Annotated in this window: 22 protein-coding genes and 1 riboswitch; of the genes, 5 read left to right on the top strand and 17 right to left on the bottom strand. The window is 43.9% G+C overall.

The genetic code is table 11. The features are described 5' to 3' along the window. Positions 1-181 precede the first annotated feature (181 nt). A riboswitch (cobalamin riboswitch) is annotated at positions 182-386 on the bottom strand. A gap of 293 nt (positions 387-679) precedes the next feature. From M2444_RS08055 to M2444_RS08080, 6 genes are all read right to left on the bottom strand, one after another. Next, positions 680-1,540, bottom strand: a complete 861-nt coding sequence (locus M2444_RS08055; RefSeq protein WP_042190575.1) for an undecaprenyl-diphosphate phosphatase — start codon at positions 1,538-1,540, stop codon at positions 680-682. A 49-nt stretch (positions 1,541-1,589) separates the two neighbouring features. Next, on the bottom strand, positions 1,590-2,213 hold the full coding sequence (locus tag M2444_RS08060; protein WP_042190577.1) for a DedA family protein: 624 nt from the start codon (positions 2,211-2,213) through the stop codon (positions 1,590-1,592). 17 nt (positions 2,214-2,230) lie between these two features. After that, on the bottom strand, positions 2,231-4,180 hold the full coding sequence (locus tag M2444_RS08065) for an FtsX-like permease family protein (RefSeq protein WP_094878937.1): 1,950 nt from the start codon (positions 4,178-4,180) through the stop codon (positions 2,231-2,233). Further along, complete coding sequence (locus M2444_RS08070) at positions 4,155-4,925, bottom strand: ABC transporter ATP-binding protein (protein WP_094878936.1); 771 nt, start codon at positions 4,923-4,925, stop codon at positions 4,155-4,157. The genes M2444_RS08065 and M2444_RS08070 overlap by 26 nt, the downstream gene beginning before the upstream one ends. Positions 4,926-5,010: 85 nt before the next feature. Then, positions 5,011-6,009 carry a sensor histidine kinase gene (locus tag M2444_RS08075; protein ID WP_280786679.1) on the bottom strand — a complete coding sequence of 333 codons (999 nt, stop codon included), beginning with the start codon at positions 6,007-6,009 and terminating at the stop codon, positions 5,011-5,013. After that, positions 6,006-6,707, bottom strand: coding sequence for a response regulator transcription factor (locus tag M2444_RS08080; protein ID WP_094874631.1), 702 nt, complete (start codon positions 6,705-6,707; stop codon positions 6,006-6,008). The genes M2444_RS08075 and M2444_RS08080 overlap by 4 nt, the downstream gene beginning before the upstream one ends. Positions 6,708-6,886: 179 nt before the next feature. Here M2444_RS08080 and M2444_RS08085 point away from each other — a divergent pair, with 179 nt between their 5' ends. Beyond that, positions 6,887-7,342 carry a hypothetical protein gene (locus M2444_RS08085; RefSeq protein WP_280786680.1) on the top strand — a complete coding sequence of 152 codons (456 nt, stop codon included), beginning with the start codon at positions 6,887-6,889 and terminating at the stop codon, positions 7,340-7,342. A gap of 512 nt (positions 7,343-7,854) precedes the next feature. Then, positions 7,855-8,751, top strand: a complete 897-nt coding sequence (gene trhO, locus M2444_RS08090) for an oxygen-dependent tRNA uridine(34) hydroxylase TrhO (protein WP_280786681.1) — start codon at positions 7,855-7,857, stop codon at positions 8,749-8,751. 237 nt (positions 8,752-8,988) lie between these two features. On the opposite strand, the gene M2444_RS08095 is transcribed toward trhO, so the two are convergent. From M2444_RS08095 to M2444_RS08115, 5 genes are all read right to left on the bottom strand, one after another. Beyond that, positions 8,989-9,660, bottom strand: coding sequence for a YitT family protein (locus tag M2444_RS08095; RefSeq protein ID WP_094872822.1), 672 nt, complete (start codon positions 9,658-9,660; stop codon positions 8,989-8,991). Positions 9,661-9,977: 317 nt separating this feature from the next. After that, entirely contained in the window at positions 9,978-10,478 is a 501-nt protein-coding gene (locus M2444_RS08100) for a Crp/Fnr family transcriptional regulator (RefSeq protein WP_094872824.1), read from the bottom strand. 273 nt (positions 10,479-10,751) lie between these two features. Continuing rightward, complete coding sequence (locus M2444_RS08105; protein ID WP_280786682.1) at positions 10,752-12,680, bottom strand: PTS fructose transporter subunit IIABC; 1,929 nt, start codon at positions 12,678-12,680, stop codon at positions 10,752-10,754. Positions 12,681-12,718: 38 nt separating this feature from the next. Next, positions 12,719-13,630: a 1-phosphofructokinase gene (pfkB, locus tag M2444_RS08110; RefSeq protein ID WP_280786683.1), complete on the bottom strand. Its 912-nt coding sequence runs from the start codon at positions 13,628-13,630 to the stop codon at positions 12,719-12,721. 146 nt (positions 13,631-13,776) lie between these two features. Continuing rightward, the gene (locus M2444_RS08115) at positions 13,777-14,541 is read right to left on the bottom strand and encodes a DeoR/GlpR family DNA-binding transcription regulator (protein WP_094872829.1); all 765 of its coding nucleotides are present in this window, start codon (positions 14,539-14,541) and stop codon (positions 13,777-13,779) included. A gap of 318 nt (positions 14,542-14,859) precedes the next feature. On the opposite strand from M2444_RS08115, the gene M2444_RS08120 reads away from it, so the two are divergent. Then, positions 14,860-15,147: a hypothetical protein gene (locus tag M2444_RS08120; RefSeq protein ID WP_280786684.1), complete on the top strand. Its 288-nt coding sequence runs from the start codon at positions 14,860-14,862 to the stop codon at positions 15,145-15,147. A gap of 198 nt (positions 15,148-15,345) precedes the next feature. Then, positions 15,346-16,455, top strand: coding sequence for an AI-2E family transporter (locus tag M2444_RS08125; RefSeq protein ID WP_094872833.1), 1,110 nt, complete (start codon positions 15,346-15,348; stop codon positions 16,453-16,455). Positions 16,456-16,547: 92 nt separating this feature from the next. Here the strand turns inward: M2444_RS08125 and M2444_RS08130 are convergent, their stop codons facing one another. Genes M2444_RS08130 through rnhA form a run of 3 tightly spaced genes read right to left on the bottom strand, consistent with a single transcriptional unit; the run spans position 16,548 to position 18,359 of the window. Continuing rightward, complete coding sequence (locus M2444_RS08130) at positions 16,548-16,952, bottom strand: hypothetical protein (protein WP_042190609.1); 405 nt, start codon at positions 16,950-16,952, stop codon at positions 16,548-16,550. Between the two features lie 31 nt (positions 16,953-16,983). Further along, a complete protein-coding gene (gene ung / locus M2444_RS08135) occupies positions 16,984-17,652 on the bottom strand; it encodes a uracil-DNA glycosylase (RefSeq protein WP_280786685.1) in 669 nt (222 codons plus the stop codon). Positions 17,653-17,696: 44 nt separating this feature from the next. Beyond that, positions 17,697-18,359, bottom strand: a complete 663-nt coding sequence (gene rnhA / locus M2444_RS08140; RefSeq protein WP_094872836.1) for a ribonuclease H — start codon at positions 18,357-18,359, stop codon at positions 17,697-17,699. A gap of 309 nt (positions 18,360-18,668) precedes the next feature. On the opposite strand from rnhA, the gene M2444_RS08145 reads away from it, so the two are divergent. Then, complete coding sequence (locus M2444_RS08145) at positions 18,669-19,241, top strand: hypothetical protein (protein WP_094872837.1); 573 nt, start codon at positions 18,669-18,671, stop codon at positions 19,239-19,241. An 86-nt stretch (positions 19,242-19,327) separates the two neighbouring features. Here the strand turns inward: M2444_RS08145 and M2444_RS08150 are convergent, their stop codons facing one another. The 3 genes from M2444_RS08150 to M2444_RS08160 form a co-directional block, all read right to left on the bottom strand. Continuing rightward, positions 19,328-19,900 carry a type 1 glutamine amidotransferase family protein gene (locus M2444_RS08150; protein ID WP_280786686.1) on the bottom strand — a complete coding sequence of 191 codons (573 nt, stop codon included), beginning with the start codon at positions 19,898-19,900 and terminating at the stop codon, positions 19,328-19,330. Beyond that, a complete protein-coding gene (locus M2444_RS08155; protein ID WP_280786687.1) occupies positions 19,901-21,013 on the bottom strand; it encodes a DNA alkylation repair protein in 1,113 nt (370 codons plus the stop codon). It lies immediately after the preceding gene. 88 nt (positions 21,014-21,101) lie between these two features. Beyond that, a complete protein-coding gene (locus tag M2444_RS08160; RefSeq protein ID WP_280786688.1) occupies positions 21,102-21,761 on the bottom strand; it encodes a hypothetical protein in 660 nt (219 codons plus the stop codon). Between the last annotated feature and the right edge of the window lie 16 nt (positions 21,762-21,777).

Raw genomic sequence — 21,777 nt, forward strand, 5'->3', positions numbered from 1 at the left:
GCGTCCTTGTAAGGACGGTAAGCATTTTAGCGAGAAATATAAGACATAAAGTATAGGTGCAAAACTTATACTTTCTTATATTTTTAAAAAAAGCGCCTTTCCCTAAAAAAAGTCAAAGGGAAAGACGCCCATAATATACCTATGGTTAACGTCTAACACCTTCCTATCCTCCGTAGGTGAAGCAGTGCTGTTGAAACAGGCAGGTCTCCTGGCTAGCGGTGTCAGCATCCTTAGCAGTCTTCCCAGCAGTAGTAAATTGCCAGTGACATATGTTGCTATGGACTCTTCCGTTACAGTGGCGGGACCGCATCGGCTTCGAACCGAACTTCCCTTTTAAGCCTACCGAATTACTAATTCCGGCAAGCACCTGTCTCCGTTATTTTCAAGCTAAAACGCCATTGGCGTCCTTTTAAGGACGGTAAGCGTTTATGCGAGAATAATAAGAAAGTATTGTGTGAAACTTATACTTTCTTATCATTTAATCGCTAAAACGTCTTCGGCGTCCTTTTTAAGGACGGTAAGACGTTTATGCGAGAATAATAAGAATAAAGTGAAACTTTTACTTTATCCTTATCATCAATAAAGTGAGTGTCTTAATCTGATGTCATCATACGTGAAAGCCCCCGTCATCTGCAATAGATGACGGGGGCTTTGGTTATATCGATTCCTTATAACGGATTTAGAAAAACACGAAATATACTACTGCAGCAAGTACTATGCGATATATAGCAAATGGTAAAAGCTTAATCCGGTTGATCAATTTCAAGAAGAAACGCATCGATAATAGCGCAAACACAAAGGCACTGATAAAGCCTGCAATGAAGAACGGCAGGGCATCGATGGTGAAATATTGCCAGTTCTTCATCAGTGAGAGTAAACTGGCGCCTGCCATGATTGGAACAGCCATAATAAACGTGAAATCAGCAGCAGCGCGATGACTCATACCCAGAAGAACACCACCAGAAATCGTCGACCCGGAACGTGAAAATCCCGGCCACAAGGAGAAGCACTGGACCAGACCAACACCTAGCGCCTGCTTATATGTAATCTGATCGACACTCTCCGTTTGAATCTTCTTAGGTCCGAATAGATCCGCAATAATCATTAATACAGCACCGACTACTAGACCGATTAACACGGTAGATGTAGAGAATAAATGTTCGTCAATATAATCATTAAACAGAACCCCCAGCACGCCTGCTGGCACTAAGCCTACAAGCACCTGTGTAAGCTTAAGGTGGCCGCCTTTTTCAAGCTGTGGTTGTTGCTCGGTTACAGGATCCAACTGCTTGCGGCTGAAGCGCTTTAAGCCCAACAATTCAATGAACCTATTTCTAAAAATAACTACAACTGCTAATATTGACCCCAGCTGTATAACCACTTTGAACGTATTGGCCGTATATTGCCCAAATAACTCTGTCGATTTTAACCACATATCATCAACAATAATCATATGACCCGTGGAGGATACCGGAGCAAATTCAGTCAATCCTTCAACAATTCCCAAAATAATAGCTTTAATAATCGTTAATAGCTCCATTTGTTCTCCTCCTTTTAATCATAACTTTTATCTATAAGTCCTTCTCGGCTCAACCTTCGGTGTTCATTTTCCGGCTGCGCTTGCGGAAGAACAAATATCCCAGGATCACTACTCCACCTGCAAGAAGCACGTACACTACGTTAGAGTACATATCCATATACATGGCGATGTCTTCCCAGGACTCACCCAATGCCGCCCCAATAAGCACCAGCAATAGATTCCATCCCAGCGTACCAATCGTTGTGAAGATCATAAACACTCCAAATTTCATGCCCGACATCCCTGCTGGGATCGAGATCAAACTACGCACTAATGGAACCATCCGACAAAATAATACGGTCCAATAGCCATATTTGTCAAACCAAGCGTCAGCCTTGTGGATGTCCTTTTTGCTAATCCGGAGTAGGCCGCCCCAGCGTTCAACAATCTTTTCCAATCGATTTACATCCAACAAACGACCGATATAATAAAGAATCACTGCACCCAGCAGTGAGCCAAGCGTAGCAGCAATGATTACCCCAGGAATGGTCAAATTCGTTGTGGTTGTCATGAATCCTCCAAAAGGAAGGATCACTTCGGAAGGAATTGGTGGAAATATATTTTCAAAAGCGAGCATCAGGAAAATACCAAAGTAACCAAACTGCTCCATAAAATCTGTAATCCATGCTTGCATTTCGTAACCCCCATTATTCAGATCAAGTTCTTCTTCAAGTTGCGTAAATAACGGCTGCGAATAAAAAAGAAGTAAAGTCCCTGGACAGCCAAATATCCCAATAACACCGCCCCGGTCTCCACAGCAATAGATAAGTAGAACAACCGCTGAAGCGCAATAAAGGCAAACACACTATGCAAAATGGCAATCCCAACCGGAACAAAAAACAACAACGACAATTGTATCGTTACAATTCGGTTTAGCTCATGATCTGTAAGTCCCATTTTGGACAATGTAGAATATTGATGACGATCATGATCTAGATCTGTATACAGCCGGAAGTAAAGGAAGCTGCCTGCCGCTATGAAAAATACAGTACCCACCAGTAAAGAAGCGAATAGCATCGTGTTGTACAATGTTCTCTGTATTTCAAACAGCGTGCCGCTAACAACAATCGCGTATGGCGAGTTACTTTCATAGGATCGTTTCCCTTTATGAGCAAGATCCGCCGCTATACCTACTGTTCGCGGGAAGTCATCCATGTAAAATCCTGTATACAAATCGGTCTGTACGGGATGAATAGCCTTGTAAAGCTCATCGCTAATCACAACACCGCTGAAATCTCCCCCATCCCTTCCATCCAGCTCCGGCAATAGATATTCGGCAATGGGAACATGCTGGGTATAACCCATTTCTCGAATGGAAAGACCTTGCTTCAAGGTGTATATCGGCTTTACTCTACCCGCTTGCAGACTCCGGTCTCGTTGCGAACCGATCATCACCAGTCCTTCATCTCCACTTAGAGGTTGCTCATCCGTCGTAAACCCTGCACGAAGCAGAGCAAGCTTATAATCACTGTAAGCAATCAAGGGAAGCCTTAACGTGCGATCTGGCCCGGTCTGAGATTCCACCTCTGCGTATTTAATCGGAATATTAAGTGTCTCATAGGGTAACCCGAGCGTTGTAAGCTCTTCCTTAATTTCGTCCAAATGCTGGTCAAAAGGATCCTGCGATTGATGGCCTTTGGCTACATAACCAACTGCTGCGGGATAGTCCAATTTCAACTCTCTGGAAAGCGTATGGATCGATGCAAATACTCCCACTGAAGTAAAAGATACTGCGGATACAATCGTCACCATAAAGAACATTCGGGCATTCTCTTTCCAGCGGTAAGACAAGCCCGATAAAGTAATGATATTCGTGCGGTTCCAATACAGGCGCCGGATCGTCTTAAGCAGTTTAACAGTGTAAATACTGAGCTGAGTATAAAAGAGATAGGTACCCGCAACCGTAATTATAACGACGGGGAACATCACCTTTTCAACCGAAGCCGCTTGTGCAGTAGCTGCCATAAAATAGCCCGTTAACAGCAATAAAGCAGACAGGATTGATAACACCAAGGAAACTTTAGGTTCCTCTTCTGCTTTTCGTTCTCCCTGAAACAGCCGCATCAGTGATTCATTCCCAATAAAGAAGAACGTGCTTAGCGAGATTAGAATAAATAACAGCGCAAAGCTACATATCGTTAGTACAAGCGCCTGCCATGGAAGATGAAACGTTAAAAGAGGTATACCCAGAAAAGTAGATCCGATCATTAAAAACAACTTGCCCAGAATTAACCCTAGTAATGTACCTGTCAGAATGGCTGAGGTGCCGATCATCATATTTTCCAAAAATACCATCATGTTGAGCTGTTGCTTCGTCATTCCATGCATCAATAAAATCCCAAACTCCATCTTACGTGACTGCAGAAACGATCCAACCGATACGAGAACGAACAAGGAGCAAAACACATAAATAATGGCTTCTGCCGCCATCATTGTATGAGCTGCTGTACTATAAACCAAACTCTTAGAAATATCCGGATGGTAAATAAACAAAGCGCACACGAAAAAGATCATCACTGAAAAAGCACTGACGACAAAATAAGCCGCATATTTACGCTTGTTACGTGTAACATTCCTATAAGCGAATTGCCGAAAGGTCATGGCTAGTTCCCCCAAGCAGAGACAACATATCAATGATACTTTGGAAGAAAGCGCCTCTGCTGCTCCCCCTGTACATTTCACTATAGAAACGTCCGTCTTTAATAAAGATGACTCGGTTACAAAAACTCGCGGCCACTGCGTCATGTGTGACCATCAGCACAGTTGCCCCTTCTTCCTGATTTACCTCTGTCAGCATATTCATGACTTCACCTGAAGCCTTGGAATCCAGATTCCCTGTAGGCTCATCTGCTAAAATCAGTGCAGGACGATGAATCATCGCCCGGGCGATGGCGGTCCGCTGCATCTGTCCACCTGAAATCTCGTATGTCCTTTTTTGCAGCAGATGCTTGATGTCCAGCATACTTGCTACTTCTTTCAATCTGCTCTCCATTTCCGTTACACGGACACCAGCAAGCGTGAGAGGCAGCACAATGTTCTCCTCAACAGTGAGCGTATCCAGCAGATTGAAATGCTGAAAGACGAAACCAAGCTCATGGCGGCGAAAGAGTGCCTTGTCTTGTCTGCTAAGCAGATTGGGGTCTCGGCCGTTGATCAGAATCTGACCGGAGGTCGGCTGGTCGATGGTGGCGATCGTGTTGAGCAGTGTTGTTTTTCCACTCCCCGAAGGTCCCATAATGCCAACAAACTCCCCTTTTTCAACAGAAAAGCGGATATGATTCAATGCCTGAGTGGACACTTTGCCCTCATATATTTTTGATAAATTATGAACATCTAGAATGGGCAAGTGTTACCTCTCCTTCTTTCGACTGGATTGCCTTCATTATACAAAGTGTATACACAGGCTGCCATTTCTCTAACTTACAATGACCTTACATATTTGTAAGGTAGGACTCCTTAAACACTATCCGTACGGTCGTGCCCTTGCCTTCTTCTGAGCAAATGCTCACCTCTTGGCCAAGTTTTCCGCAGATCTGTTTTACAAGATATAAACCCATTCCCGTGGATTCTTGAAAGGTTCGTCCATTGACACCTGTAAAATAAGGATCAAACACACGCGGCAGATCACCTGCTGGGATGCCCACGCCTTCATCTCGTATCTCCAGTACTGCTCTCTTGTCTTCTTGTATGTACCCATGAAAATATACATGTTTGCCGACTTCCTTCGTATAACGTATTGCATTCGTAATAATCTGCGTAAGTACAAAACTTAGCCATTTCTCATCTGTAGTTACGGCGATTCGCTCATCTATTTTAATAGTAGGAAATATACGGTTACGTATGAACAGACGCTTCTGCTCTGAGGTCACGCTACGTACGAGGGTTTCCAAATCCAAACGTTCCACGTAAAAATCATGCTCAAAGGTATCTAGCCGAGCCGTATAAAGTACAGTGTCCAGTCCTTTTTTCAGACGATCCAGTTCATCACCTATCGCCGTAAAAGGCGGTCCGTCTTTATCTTGAATCATCAAATGGATCACAGACAGCGGTGTCTTCATTCCATGCACCCACTGATTAATAAAGTGAATATGTTCTTCCAGCTTGTGGCGGTAGCTGTGTAAATCATTTTTGTAGAGGCGGAATTGTGACCCTAGTAGTCCTCGTAAACTCACGGCAAGCGGAGAATCCTGTGATGGACCGCCAGCTTCATCTAGAGAGGTAGGTACAGTCTCCAGTCGTTCATAGAACGTACGATTGCTGATATACCGGTAAGCGAGGTAGCCAAGCAGCAGACAAGTGCTGAGAAGAGCAGCGTACAGACTAACACTCACACCACTGCCCCCATCCAGCCGATAGACTAGTGTGATCAAGATGAGCTGTGCTAGATAGACCACAATTAATGGGATCTGCTCCCTTAAAAATAGCTTCAACCCTCATCCCCCCAATTCGGAATCAAGCGGTAGCCTTGACCTCGAACGGTTTGTAGACCGTCCGTAATCTCAAGAGCGGCAAGCTTTTTACGTACACGGGTGACATAGACATTAAGCGTATTCTCATCCACAAAGGCTTGATCATCCCAGATTTTTTCGAGCAGTCTGTCGCGGGTAACGATAGTTCCCGACTTTTGCATCAGCTCATCTAGTATCTTGGCTTCCGTGTGACTTAAATCCACCTTGGCTTCTCCCCGAGTAAGGACTAGTCGCTCCACATCCAGTGCCAATCCGGCAACGGTTAGGGTACGCTCATTGTTGCTTCCCGCATAGGTGCCGTAAGCGCGTCTTAACTGGCTTTTAATTTTGGCCATCGCAATTTCGTAATCAAAGGGCTTGGTAATATAATCGTCGGCACCGTTCTCCAGCGCCATCACCTGATCCATTTTGCCGTCGCGGGCAGATATAAAAAGGATAGGGCAGGTGGAAATCCCACGAATCTGGCGGCACCAGTAATAACCATCGTATTTTGGCAAATTAACATCTAATAGAACCAGGTGCGGAGCGAACGTCTCAAACTGAGTGCGAACCCGCTCGAAATCATTCACAGCCTGTGTTTCATATCCAAACTTATGTAAATAATCCTGTAGCAGAGCTACCAGTCCACGGTCATCTTCTATAATAAATATTTTGAACATATCATGCCTCCGGTCACAGCCTTAACAATATAGGGGTTTGCCAAATAATATATACATCGTGGACAGGGTTAGTCAAATTAGGAGGGGGGTGCGACAGATCGTCAGCGTAACGTGAGGCAGATATTTAATGGTTATGAATTAAAGTATCCCAAGCCCAACCTCTAAAAAAAGACCCGTGAATGAGCATAATCATTCACGGGTCTCACTATATAGCAGTAGCGGTAGACATCACAGAGTCGATAAAAAAAACGTCAACCGGCGATATCATCTCGAACATAAGTAACCAATGTCTTGCTGAAGCAATTAGAACTGGATCCGGCCCATTCTACGGGATTTATACCGTTCTTTTGGCTGGATTCGCGCGATCCAGCCATTTCTACGGGATTTATACCGTTCATTTGGCTGGATCCGCGCGATCCGGCCCATTCTATGGGATTTATACCGTTCATTTGGCTGGATCCGCGCGATCCGGCCCATTCTACGGGATTTATACCGTTCATTTGGCTGGATTCACGCGATCCGGCCCATTCTACGGGATTTATACCGTTCATTTGGCTGGATTCGCGCGATCCGTGCAAATCGAAAGCATTTTTGCCCTTCTTTCGCTCCATTTAGGCCATTTCCCAGAAATCTAGGGCATTTTTGCCCCTATTTCGCTCCATTTGGGCCATTTCACTCAAATCGAGAGCATTTTTGCCCTTCTTTCGCTCCATTTGGGCCATTTCCCAGAAATCGAGAGCATTTATGCCCCTCTTTCGCCTCAGCAAGGCCATTTCTCTCAAGCCCCCTAATCGAATTGGAGTCCTAAAGATGAAATAATTGTTTCTTTAACAGGCATATAAAAGAGTGATCACACCAAAACGACTGCATCCAACATGATGAATACAGTCCCTTCTTTGACTCCCACATCCACTGATCAGCAGCGACAAAATATCGTCTCCTCCACTCGCGCCGCCATTTCGCAGAATAGTCTCCATATGCATGATGATTCTGACATATTCATTGCGCTGTTTTTCTTATTAATATCCAAGTTTTAACCATTACTGAATCAAGAGTTTCTCTTGTCAATGCTTGATAATATGTTACAATACTTTTTATACTTAAACGTTTATTTAGTAGTCTAATTCTAATGATAAAGGTGAAAAGAATGAAACCACAATCGGAATATGCAATTCTGCTATACTATAAATTTGTAAAAGTGCCGGATGCAGAACAATTCGCTCAGGAGCATTTATCTTACTGCAAAGAGCTTGACGTAAAGGGACGAATTCTCATCTCAGATGAAGGCATTAACGGGACACTGTCTGGAACGATTGCCCAAACCGAGCAATACATGAAGGATTTGCGCGCAAATCCGATGTTCAGCGATATCGTCTTCAAGATCGATGAGGCAGATGGTCATGCCTTCAAAAAGATCTTCGTTCGTTATAAAAAGGAACTCGTGACGTTCCGGGTCGAGGATGAACTGGACCCCAACGTGATCACCGGAGAGCATCTGGCGCCTAAAGATTTCTATGAAATGATGCAGCGCGATGATGTGGTAATTCTGGATGGCCGTACCGGCTATGAATTCGATCTGGGTCATTTCCGCGGTTCCATCCGCCCTGAAGTTGACAGCTTCAAAGAATTCCCGGACTGGATTCGCGAGAATATGAGCGAGCTAAAAGATAAACCAATCCTGACCTACTGTACAGGTGGAATCCGCTGCGAGAAATTAAGCGGGTTTATGATGAAAGAAGGCTTCCAGCAGGTGTACCAGCTGGATGGTGGGATTGTGACTTACGGTAAAGACCCTGAGGTACAGGGACAACTGTTCGATGGAAAATGTTATGTCTTCGATGAGCGGATCTCCGTACAGATTAATCATACCGATGATGATATCGTTGTTGGTCGTTGCCATCACTGCGGTAAGCCCGCTGACAAATTCATCAACTGCGCCAACGATGCTTGCCATCTACAGCATATTTGCTGTGAGGACTGTGAAAATGAGCATAGTGGACATTGCTCGGACGAATGTGAAGCTATCACGAATGCAGTGGGCTAAATAAGAGGGACAAGTGGTCGCAAATGTCTCTTCACGATTTAAAGACAAGCATAAGAGAGTCTTAAGTTAACAAAAAGGTGGCGCATAGGATTAATCCCGTGCGCCACCTTTGTTATGAGCGAAACGTCCAAGCAACGCCCCTGAGATCACTTATTCAACAAAAAAAAAGTCAACCAGAAATTCTGGCTGACCTTATATATAGTATATCCCCGAAATAAGCTGTTTATACAGTCTTATTCACATTACCGTACCATCATGCGGTTTACGCAGCGTAGACTGAATCTTTGGCGCCTTCACTAACTTTGGTTTACCTAAAGAGGTTGTAAAGGTGATCACATAACCTGCGACGACTACCGCCATCACCGTATACATCGTTTCTCTAACAGGCATATAAAAGAGTGATAATGCCAGAACGATTACATCCAACATGATGAAAACTGTACCTACTTTAATTCCCTTCCATTCACTGATCAGCAGCGACAAAATATCATCTCCACCACTTGCGCCGCCGCTTCGCAGAATAATTCCCGCGCCTAAACCTGTCAGTACGCCAGATAAAAGGGCTGCTAATGCCAAGTTGCCCTGCAAGTTGATGACCAAACCGGAATAACGTTCCATGAGTCCGTAAAAGATTGTAAAAGCTCCTACAGAAACAAAGGTGTTGCATACGAACGTTTTCCCTTTGAACATCCATGCAATCAAGAGTACTGGAACGTCTAGAAGCAGAGTTGAAATTGAAGGTGATATTCCTAATACGTATTTGCCGAGAAGCGATAATCCTACGAATCCGCCCTCAGACAAATGGTTCTGAAAATTGATGTGATAATAAGCAAATGCAAGCAAAAATGTTCCAAACAAAATGACTGTCAACCGGAGCAGTACATTCACTCCGTAATTGTGGTTCCTCATACAGGTCTCCCCTTATCGTATATGGCGGCTAAACGTCCCACCAACCTCTACGACGGGTAAAACCGGAGGTATTGCTCCTTCGCATATATATACTCCTTCCCCTCGCAGAGGCGGTTCGTCGAGTAACAACGGTTCACGCACCTTCTACAGGGAAGCTAAGTATAAGACAGATCATAACGTTTCCAAATCGTCCTTTGGGGAATCGTCCTTCGGGGACACATGGTATCCTGATCCTTTCTGTAATTTAATAAGTTCTGAATACATTATACCACGGAGATCCACTACTCTAAACACTTCACTATAAAAATAGGCAGGAATCACTCCACGGTACGCAACAAACGATTGACTGTTTCGCGTCTCACACCGATCAATTGCCCAATTTCCTCCTGTGTCAAAAGCTCTGTTAGTGCTGCGCCATGAGAGTAGTCATTGAACCAGCGGGTTAACAGTTCCATACGTTCTGCGGGTGTTCCAACCGTAAGGTGATCTAGCCGAGTCTGCATAAAACGCACCTTCTCTTGAAGCAACATAGCGATTTCCATCGCTCGACCTGGCTCATCCCGTACCTGTTGATACCATTCCGCTGAAGGAACTGCCTCCACCTCGCTCTTCATCATAGCAACCGCTGTTCCATGCGCCTCCTTTGGCGAAATGAGTGAATGATGGGGAACCATCTCACCAGGATACAAGATGTTGAACAACACCATGTTCCCATTTTCATGAAGCCTTGTTACCTTGAACAGCCCACTTTTCACCTTATATAAGAATTCGCAGCTGTCCCCTTGACGGAACAAGACTTCCCCCTTGTGCAGTATCATCTCGCTCGCTCCTTTGCCCTCTTGTTATATATATATTTTCAATTATACAAAAATAAACCTCAATGAAGGAGATTATTCTCGCAAGGGCTGAGGGCATCGTGGTCAACGTTTAGGTAAGAAGAATCGCCTTCGGCTTCTTCTTAGGGACGATGATCGTTTCTGCAAAAATAGAAGAATAGTTTTTAGCGTATGCATAAAAATTCTTATATTTCAAAAAACTGCCGAGTACCAGAAGAAGCGTCTGGCACCCAGCAGTTCAAATTATTTATTTTATTACTTTGCCTCAAGAGGTTTCTTCCATAATCCGAGCATTAATCCGGAAATAACAGATCCGATCAGAACGGCCAGTAGGAACAACAACGCATGACTCGAAAGCGCGGCTACAAAGATCCCACCATGCGGTGCTGGAACGTTGATATTCCAAAACTGAGTGAGACCACCAGCTACGGCTGAACCTAAGATACAAGAAGTCAGAACACGCAGTGGATCGGCAGCGGCGAATGGAATCGCCCCTTCTGTAATGAACGATAAGCCCAATACATAGTTTGTTAACCCTGATTTACGTTCTGATTCTGTAAATTTATTCTTGAAGAAGGTAGTAGCAAGGGCTATTGCAAGTGGAGGAACCATACCGCCTGCCATTACAGCCGCCATCATAAATCCGTTAGTATTTCCACTGGTAGTGAATACCCCGATGGCAAAAGTGTAAGCCGCTTTATTGAAAGGACCTCCCATATCAATAGCCATCATTCCACCAAGAACCAGACCCAGAATTACTGCATTAACCGTTCCAAGATCGTTAAGCCAATTAATGAGCCCTACGTTCATCCAGCTAAAGATCGGATCGAACAGGTAATACATCAATCCACCGGTAATTAATAGACCAAATACCGGATATAACAGAATCGGCTTTAATCCGTCGAGCGTTTTTGGCAGACCCGCAAACACTTTGCGCAGACCGATAACAACGTAACCAGCCAAGAAACCTGCAGCCAGACCGCCGAGGAATCCAGCATTGGAATTCAAGGCCATATAACCGCCAACCATACCTGGCATCAGAGCTGGACGGTCACCGATACTAATCGCAATAAATCCAGCAAGAACCGGAATTAGGAAATGGAAGGCACCATCACCGCCACCAATCGTCTGCAGCAGCTGGAATAGAGGGTGATTCTCTCCACCAACTTGTTCAATCAGGAAGGAGATCGCCAGCAGAATACCACCGCCGACTACAAACGGCAGCATGTGGGAGATACCATTCATCAAGTCCTTGTATATTTTACTGCCGATACTGCCTGATTTCTCTTTGGACTCTCCTTCATTACCACTACGACCTTCATTATGGTAAATCGGTGCATCGCCGTTCATTGCTTTGCGAATGAGCTCTTCCGATTTGCGAATACCGTCACTAACCGGTCTTTGCAGTACTGGCTTGCCATCAAAACGAGCCATTTCCACTTGTTTATCTGCTGCCACAATTACACCACTTGCACGCCGAATCTCATCGGGTGTTAAGATGTTTTTGGCACCTTCTGAACCATTTGTCTCTACACGGATATTAACTCCCATTTCCAGAGCCTTCTTCTTGAGCGCATCTTCAGCCATAAAGGTATGCGCAATTCCAGTAGGACAAGCAGTAACAGCTACGACGAATGCTTGGGAATCTGGGTTGCCGACGATTAGCTTTTCAGGTTCTGACTTCTTGGCAGCTTCAGCAGCTTCGCTCTCTTTCTCCTTGGCTTCCCCTTCGGCCTGCTTCGCATCGAACAAGGCGGATACCTCATCTGGAGTTCGGGTATTCATCAGCTGTTCAATGAACTCACTATCGATCAACAGTCTGGACAGCGAGGCCAATGTACGAAGATGCATGTTGCCCGCTCCTTCTGGGGCTGCAATCATAAAGAAGATCCGAGCCGGTTCATCATCAAGTGATTCGAATTCCACGCCCGTCGCACTTTTGGCAAACACAACTGTCGCTTCATTCACCGCTATAGTCTTGGCATGTGGCATTGCGATACCGCCACCAATCCCAGTACTGGACTGCTCTTCACGCTTCAGGATCATCTCTTTAAATAGAACAGGATCATTGATACGACCACTTGCGGCAAGACTGGCAATCAATTCATCAATTGCACCTTCTTTAGTGGTTGCTTTTAAATCCATAATCATTGTTTCTTTTATCATCAAATCCGTAATTCTCATTTCTTCCAACTCCCTTGAGTACTTTGAATGCTGTTAGCTTACACTTCTGAGATGTTGATCAGCGGTCTCAGTTGCTCAATGAATTCTCTATTTGCCAGGTCATCAGAGAAAGCTGTTGCGCTGCCTGAGGCAACACCTGCACGGAAAGCTTCCATTAAATCTCCAGTCAAAGAAAATGTGCCAACGAATCCAGCGATCATAGAATCGCCTGCGCCTACAGAATTTTTTACTGCTCCTTTTGGAGCATTGGCGTGGTATACCCCCTGTTCCGTAATGAACAAGGCACCTTCACCAGCCATTGAAACTAACACATGCTTCGCGCCAGCTTCGAGCAGCTTACGACCATAAGTAATAATTTCTTCCTTATTCTCTATCGTAACGCCGAATAGCTCTGCAAGCTCATGATGATTAGGCTTAACGAGCAACGGCTGATGAGGAAGTGCCTTTTTCAGCGCTGAACCTGTAGTATCAATGACAAATTCGGCCTCTCTTTGCTTGCATACAGATATCAACCTGTCATAGAAATCAGCACCCAGTGAAGGAGGAACACTTCCGGACAATATCACAACATCGCCTGCATTCAGAACAGCCATCTTCTGTAATAATGCCTCTGCCTCCGTATCTCGGATGACAGGCCCTGCACCATTAATCTCCGTTTCCTCTCCATGCTTAAGCTTGATATTAATTCGGGTATCATCAGAAACAAATACGAAATCACTTGAAATCGACTCTTTCCGCAACCATTCCTCAATATATCGTCCAGTGAATCCACCAAGGAAGCCTATAGCTTTATTCTGAACCTCAAGCTGATTTAACACGCGTGATACGTTGATCCCTTTACCTCCAGGAAGCTTCAAATCACGTTTCATCCGGTTCAAGCCACCTAGTCTCAAATCTTCAACTTCCACGATGTAATCGATGGAAGGATTAAGCGTTACTGTATAGATCATAATTATCCCTCAATTATTTTGGTTTTCTAAGCCATAGATTACCGGCTAAACATGCGGCAAATGTAATTTCTCCAAACGATCTTACAATGATTCCATACCACTCAAATTAAAACATTTTCTAACCGTAGAACAGCCTCCACCTAGGGTCATACCAGCGAGAAATCCACACCCATTTGCGTAATCTCACGGATGAACTTGTCAGATGCACCAGAATCAATAATGCAGTGATCCATTTCCGTCACGTCGGCAACCTTACAGAAGGATACTTGACCGAGCTTGCTATGATCAGCCAGAAGAATTACTTGCTTTGCAACCGAGATCATCTTACGCTTGGTCGCTGCTTCAAGCATATTAGGTGTAGTGATTCCTTCTCTTAAGTCTAATCCGTTGGTTGCAAGAAATGTTTTATCCACTCTTACCATCTCTAAAGAGCGCTCAGTCATCGGTCCTACAAAAGCCAATGTATCCGGTCGCAACATTCCGCCTGTAATTGAGACTTCTATATTGCGACAATCCCGCAGTTCATTAAGCGCCATAATTGAATTCGTAATGACTTTTATATTAGAAAAAGCCCTCAGCTCTTTAGCAATCTGAAGCGTTGTGGTTCCAGCATCCAGCAGAATAGCATCGCCTTCCTGAATCATCTCTACAGCCTTACGTGCTATCCTCTGCTTCTCATCCAATAATCGATCTTCCTTATCTGGATAAGCCGCCTCAAAGTTAACGCTCTGCAGGGATACTGCCCCCCCGTGCGTTCGTTTCAGCAACTTGGCTTCTTCAAGCTCTTTCAGGTCACGGCGCACAGTAGACTCCGATACGCCCAGTTCCTGACTTAGCTCCTGTACCGAAGCTCTTGAATTCTTTTCCACAAATAGCACGATTCTTTGTTTTCTTTCTTCCTCAAACAACATCGTGGTTCGCTCCTTTTATTTACAGTGCTGTCCCATTTATTAAATGCGCTTATCTTTGGAATTTCATGACCATTATTTGATTATATATGACTGTTATTGATCATTTGTGCTCGTTTATGATTTTAACAGCGTTTTCATCATCTGTAAAGCGCTTTAACATTAAAAATGATGCTTCGGGAAAATGTAATAAATGGAATGATTTCATCCTACGTCCAAGGTGAAACAGGCCCATTAGAAAATTACATACCAATTGCCTATCTCATCACTGGCGTTTAAAACATATTAATACTACATATAGGAAAAAGCGGGTGATCAGAAATGGCCAACGGAAGAAACAACAAAAAAATGGGCGGTAACAGCAACACTAAGCGTAATGGAAATAGTAGTGGAAATAACAACGGGAACGGCACTAGTGAGGAAAATGCAGAATTAAGCGCTGAAGATTATGAAATCATTGCTGCCGCACTGGCCACTTTAGGGGAATTTTTTGCTTTTTTATCTCTCGTCAAGGCGAGACAAGTTACGAAGGAAACCGGAGGCGAAATTGAAGTGCCAGAAATATTCACCCTATCCACAAAGAAATCTTCTAGACGGAAGTTAAGATAATCTACGAAGCCCCCAAGAATCGAAATGATGATGTTATGGTTATGAGTTGTGACCTCTTACTTGGCGTAGCCTTAGCCATATGAACACCCTCCACGGATATGCCAAGAACTACCTAAAGGGGAGTAAACCACATTTTTGAATCAAGACATGTGAATTAGGGTTATTAAACTACATAGATTATTATTTTAAACTTGGGGGATGTTCCTATTGCAACAACAGAAATATTTTCGGACAAGTCTTGCTATTATCGCTTTTTTACTTATTTTGTACTTGGGCTCCAAAGTAATGTTTCTATTCGCACCACTGGCTGCCATTATCAGATTATTACTCGTTCCTATGGTACTATCAGGTTTCATGTACTACTTGTTACGACCTTTAGTAAGGCTTCTTGAGAAAAGAAAATTAAACAGGGCCTTCTCCATCCTGCTCATTTATTTCCTGTTTGCCGGATTGTTTATCCTCTTCTGGATTTTAGTCTGGCCGACGCTGCAAGAACAAATTCAGAACTTTATTGATAACACTCCTTATCTCGTTGAGGGACTACAGGATCAGTTCAATGCATTAAAGGATAATCCGACATTGTCACGTTTTTTCCAAGGGGACTCCGACATAGCTGCCCGTATATCAGAATATCTTAGCGAGGCTATTACTTGGGTGACCAATTCGATGTCTAATTTGATCGGCGTAGTTTCCAGCATTGTTATTCTAATCGCTACCTTGCCCATCATTCTGTATTACATGCTAAAAGATGACTATAAGCTATCACCAAAACTACAAGGCTTAATCCCTAGAAAATACCGCAAGGAAGGTAAAGAGATGTTCGGGGATATCGACAGCGCACTGAGCAGTTTCATTGTCACACGCGTGGTGTTAAACGTCGTACTCGGTATTATGTTGTATATCGGTTTCCTTATCATAGGTCTCCCTTATTCGCTATTGCTGGCAATCATTTCAATACCGCTCAATTTCATTCCTTATGTGGGTTCTTTCCTTGCGGGAGTCCCCGTAGTTATTGTTGGATTCATTGAATCACCCACGATGGCCATATGGTCGCTGGTCGTCATATTCATTGCACAGCAAATCCAAGATAATGTACTCTCACCGATCATTTACGGCAAATCATTAGATGTGCATCCACTGACCACGGTCCTTCTTGTTCTTATAGGTGGGGATTTTTACGGTATTATTGGTGTGCTTATTGCGCTGCCCGTTTATATGATTGCCAAAATAATTTTTTTACGAGTGTATGAGATTATTGTTGCAGATCGAGAGGAAGAGGCTGAGCCTCTCAAGCATGAGAATCTATAGCACTTACGACGGAATGAAGTTCCATTAATAAAAAAAGGTACGTCTCCGATTAGAGATGTACCTTTTTGTGCTTCTTTATAGGATTACTGAAATTAACCTCGTAATGAACGAACTACAAATATGTGATTGCCTTTCATAAGGTTCTGTCCATCTTGAAGTGTAACTGAACCTTTGGTATGCGAAATGATGGTCGTATTCAGAGCAATCAGCCGATCTTCTTTCCAGACACTTACAGCCGATTTAAAATATACTGCATTATCAAATTGCTGCCGTTCCCTCATCACATAACCCACAGAATGCAAGACTGGAGGCAGTGCTCTTTCTCTAGGAGCCAAAGCTTTGATGACCACAATATCCCGAAATGGCACAGCAATTTCCTGATGACCGATGACCGCTACAGAAGCGGAAAGATCCCATTTGCGCAGAATGCCTTTCATGATCGTGTAAGGTTCGTCGCCGCAGTACATGATAACCGGTTTACCAACCCAATGCTTCATAGCTCCCTCCCCCTTCCCAACATCCCATTAGCTATAAGTCCGAAATGAACCAATCGATCCCTTTCATTCCCTTCGACTCCAAAAACTGATTAACCTTCGAAAAAGGTCGACTACCGAAAAATCCACGATACGACGAAAGCGGGCTCGGGTGTGGAGATTGAATCACCTCATGACGACTTTGGTCTATGAAGGCGCCTTTTTTTTGCGAATGACTTCCCCATAAAATAAAAACCATCGGCGTAGTTCTTTCATTTAACTTCTTCATTATGGTGTCTGTGAATGTCTCCCAGCCTAGACCTTTATGAGAATTCGGCTCTCCCTCACGTACCGTTAGTACCGAGTTGAGCATAAGCACTCCCTGTTCTGCCCATCCCATTAAAGAACCATGATTTGGAATCGGAACACCGATATCCTCATTTAGCTCCGTATAAATATTACGCAGGGAAGGGGGTATACGCACCCCCGGATTTACTGAGAAGCTTAAACCGTGAGCTTGTCCCGCTCCATGGTAAGGATCCTGTCCCAGAATAACGACCCGTGTCGCGCTATAAGGCGTAAGCTTTAACGCCGTAAACAATAATTCTTTTGGCGGATAGACTATGTGTTCCTTATATTCACTATCTAGCTTAGCCATTAGCTCCAGAAAATAGGGCTTTTGCATTTCATTCTGTAATACCTCATCCCAATCGTTTCCAAACATCCCCAATTCTCCTCCTCTAGCCGAAACCCAGAGCCTTACTGCAACTATTTCCGACCATAATCTGCTTTGATTTCGCCCCACTCTTTGGTCTGCCACTTTAGCACTTTATTGTCATATGTATTGGTTTGCAACCAACGTTCTGCCCGATCAATAAGCACCCATATTTCCTCTGTTGAAGCATCGCGTGGCAAGGTTGTAGCCACCTTCTTCTGCTTTACCCATTTCATTGCATTCACAGAGTCACTGTAGACCGTTCTATTACTTCCCTCTTTCTTCAGGAGCGCCAAGGCATGCACAATCGCTAAAAATTCACCTAAATTATTAGTGCCCTTTTTAATCGGCCCACAAGAGAAAATAATATCTCCAGTTTGTGTATCCACGCCTTTGTATTCGACAGGACCCGGATTGCCACGCGTACCTACATCCACAGAAATACTGTCGTAATCGATTTCCGCTGAAGTCTCCACTGTAGCGCTTCGTTTAAAAGAATTTGTCCCCTTAGATTTAGCCGCACTGGTTGCCGATGCCCCAGTTCCCCAATTGCCTTTCCAACCTGCTTTGTAAGCCGCATCTGCTGCCGCTTTAGATTCATAAGATTTATATTTAGCTCCGGTATAATGATCCGTCTGCGCCTGACATTCTGCCCAAGTGCTATAGACTCCCGGTTGCTTGCCTTCCCATACTACATAATATTTCTGTTTAGCCATTGGTATAGCTCCTTTTCCGCCTTAACTTATTGTAATCTAAAATGCTTCTTCACCAAAAGAAGAATGTTATTTTTCGTGAATTTCTTCGAATAATTCATATTTTCCAGGTCATACTATACGCCAGAGATGTCCAGGCCTATATTACCATTTGTAGAATGATCGGTAAATATTATTGTGTCCACAAGCAGAAATGCCTTCAGCGTCCCTCAAGGACGGTAAGCGTTTGTGCTTACACCACATTAATACTAACTAATCAGTCTATATTAAGCTCGTAGGATATCAGTACAATTACTCAGGGAGGTTATACAGATGAGAAAGATAGCAAGCGTAGCCGCAGTATTTGCAATTGTGCTGTTGGTCGGATGCGGAAACTCAACCAATAACAATGCCAACGTTACCCCTACCGCCACTACTACACCTGGTAACACCAATAACGCTGGCAACACTAATAACACCACTGATGCTGTAACCTCAGCGTCGGTAGTAGATAATGAAGAGGCCTTTAAAAAGGCTATCAGTGCGGACGGTACTTGGATTGCTGCTACGCTGAAAGACTTAACCTTCACCGAGGATCTCGTGCTGGACGGACAATTCACGAATAAAGATGAACCTGCTCGAAAAATCGCTCTCTACACACAAGATGCAGATCACAATATCACTAACTCTTATAAACTAACAGCACCAAAACTTACGATCAAAAGTAAAAATGCCCGTATTCAAGGCGGCACATTTATTGGTGATGTGTACGTAGAAGCGGAAGGCTTCAGCTTAGTAAATGCAACGGTTGAAGGGAATGTTTACTTCACAGATGCTAAGTATCAATCCACCTTCGACACCTCGGATCAAGGAAAAGTTACGGGTGTTACAGAAGTGAAACAATAAGGTTGTCGCTCAAGCGGAAGCAGCTACACCTCTTATATTTCAAAAAAATGCTCTCCAGTTCAATCAGACTGGAGAGCATTTTTTTATTATTCCTGATAAAATCCATTTTTAAAAAAGTGATACCATCCATCAACTTTTTCTAATGGCATTACCTTTAACTTCTTCAAGATTTCACTTGTAAATTCCAATGCCGCCGTACCATTTGCAGTAATGATATCGTCACTGGAAACGGTCTGTTTTTCTAAAAAATTTGCCTGTCCTTTATAATTAGGAGCGAACTCTTTTAAGTAATCTAATGAATTTCCAGTGTGAGGAATGTTATCTAAATATCCATGTTCTGCCAAAAAGGTTGATGCATCGCATATAGCAGCTATAGGAGTTCTATTCTGTATACAACTTTCAATCACTGGAGTAATCGCTGAATTATCTTTCCAGCCCGTACCCCCAATTAAAATTAACATTTCAAACTGGGAGGGGATATTGTCTAGATGATAATCTGGAATAACAGTAAATCCGCCCATAGATTGTACATTGTCGCTATTTAAAGAAACTGTCTTCACTTTGTATTCAATTTCTGGCTTGTTTAGTTCGGCACTTATATAGCCAGCTTCCCAATCCGCATATCCATTAGAAATAAAAATCAATACTTCTTTTTTCATTTACTGCCCCCCCTCAAGTTTCAACAACGTATCTGCAACTTCCCGCCCGTTAACCAACAATACAATCCGATGTTCCCCGGGATAATGACGACGAGTGGTTAAATTCGCCCAACGATGCGTCCGTTTACCTGACAGAATTGTACCCCCAGGTACTGTTTTATCCGAAAGTAAGAAAGATTTACGAGAGGTTCGACCTGTAGCCTTCACGAAATAGATGCCATATTCTATTCGAACACGGGCAGGAGTTCCTTCACAAACTTGAAGTTTGTATTGTAATTCAGAGTCTTCTCCAATTCGCAATAGGGTAGGATCAATCGTGATAGAAGCACTCGTTATTAGGGGTGTTGCTTCATCTGTTTGCTCTGCATATCCGAATAAAGCCATAATCTCCGGATTCGCTTTACGGATTAAAGAACGACAACCATGCCGCACAATCCAGTCCGTGAGGGCATTTGTCCCTATCCAGCGTCGAGCGGTTTCAAGCACCACCTCGGGGTGATCCTTCGCAATGTCGTTCAAATTGTTGGCTACGCTCTTGCGCACATATAGGGAAGAATCCGCCTTAAGCTGCTCAAGTACAGGCAGCACCGGGGCTGGATCAAGCTTAAACATCGGGAGCGCCTGTCCCCATGGCAGACGAGGGCGACAACCCTCACTTGCTAACCGGCGCACATGCTCATCGGGATGTTTGGACCATACTAGCATTTGCGCCATCATCCGCTCCGGTTCACGCAAGAGAAAGGGTCTAACTGCAAACTCTGCTGACGACTTTGGTGTGAACCTTTCCAGCGCCTGCATAGATAGCTCCCAATGCTCAGCCCCTTGACCAAATACCTCTACAAAATCCGGAAAGATCAAGTATGGAAATCCCACACAATCCTCAGTAATAGCTGTCAAAATCGCCAGCGCATCCTCATAAGGAAGCTGTAAATGATTTCCCAATGTCTCTGTAATCCGCCGCATCCTTGCCTTCAGTTCGAGTGATTCCCAAGGTTCCGTCATAGCCGACATCACAAACGCATCTGTGTCAAATACACTATGTACACTGCGAATCTTTTCGCCGAAATAATGCAGAAATTGTTCATTGTACATCGCTTTTAAAGGTTCAGCCATGGTGTATCCCTCTTTTTCTTCTATAGATCATCAGATTTAATCTGTAATGGAATCGTAGCACACCCAATTTGACAACAGTATGTCAACTTCAGCCGCTCCCTAAATTAAGAATATCAACCTGCCTTGTCTTGAGATTAATAATGCGACTTCTCGTATCATTGCTCGAAATATAAATAGGTTCTCCGGTAGCGTCGATCCAATAAGAGATGGGAATCGAGATGCCACAATTTCGGTAAGATCCGTCCGCATGGCTTGTCCCCATAATCATCGTGTTATATTTCACGGCAATTCTAGTGGCTTCCTCGATCCATAATGCAAACTGTTCTTCACTGAACATGCCTACCCCAATCGGATGCGCGATGAAATCCAACGACTCTGCTTGCCCCTCCAAACCAACGTATCCTTGCAGCAGTTCCACACATAGCAAATAACCAAACCTGAGACCTTCCGTTTCCACTATAGACGGGTGATACAGCTGTTTATCCATCGGAGATTTGGCTCGTTCCAAAATGATGTCCCCGGAAGGATGAATGATTAGCGCTCTATCCTTATTATTACTGTTCCTATATCCTGTAATAATCAGCTTGTTATACGTTTTGGCTAGTTCACATAAGGTCCTCACACTGGCTTCATCTGCAACATAACCTTCCGGATACAACACCGCGTCAAAAGAATCCGGTTCTTTTAGTTCCTTCAAAAGCTGCTCCAAATGGGGCTCATGATTGGGTTGAGCTACAAGTAATCTCATATTTCCCCTCCAACGG

The organism is Paenibacillus sp. PastF-3 (assembly GCF_029893135.1).
In the GTDB taxonomy this organism is placed as follows: Bacteria; Bacillota; Bacilli; order Paenibacillales; family Paenibacillaceae; genus Paenibacillus_AQ; species Paenibacillus_AQ nitricinens.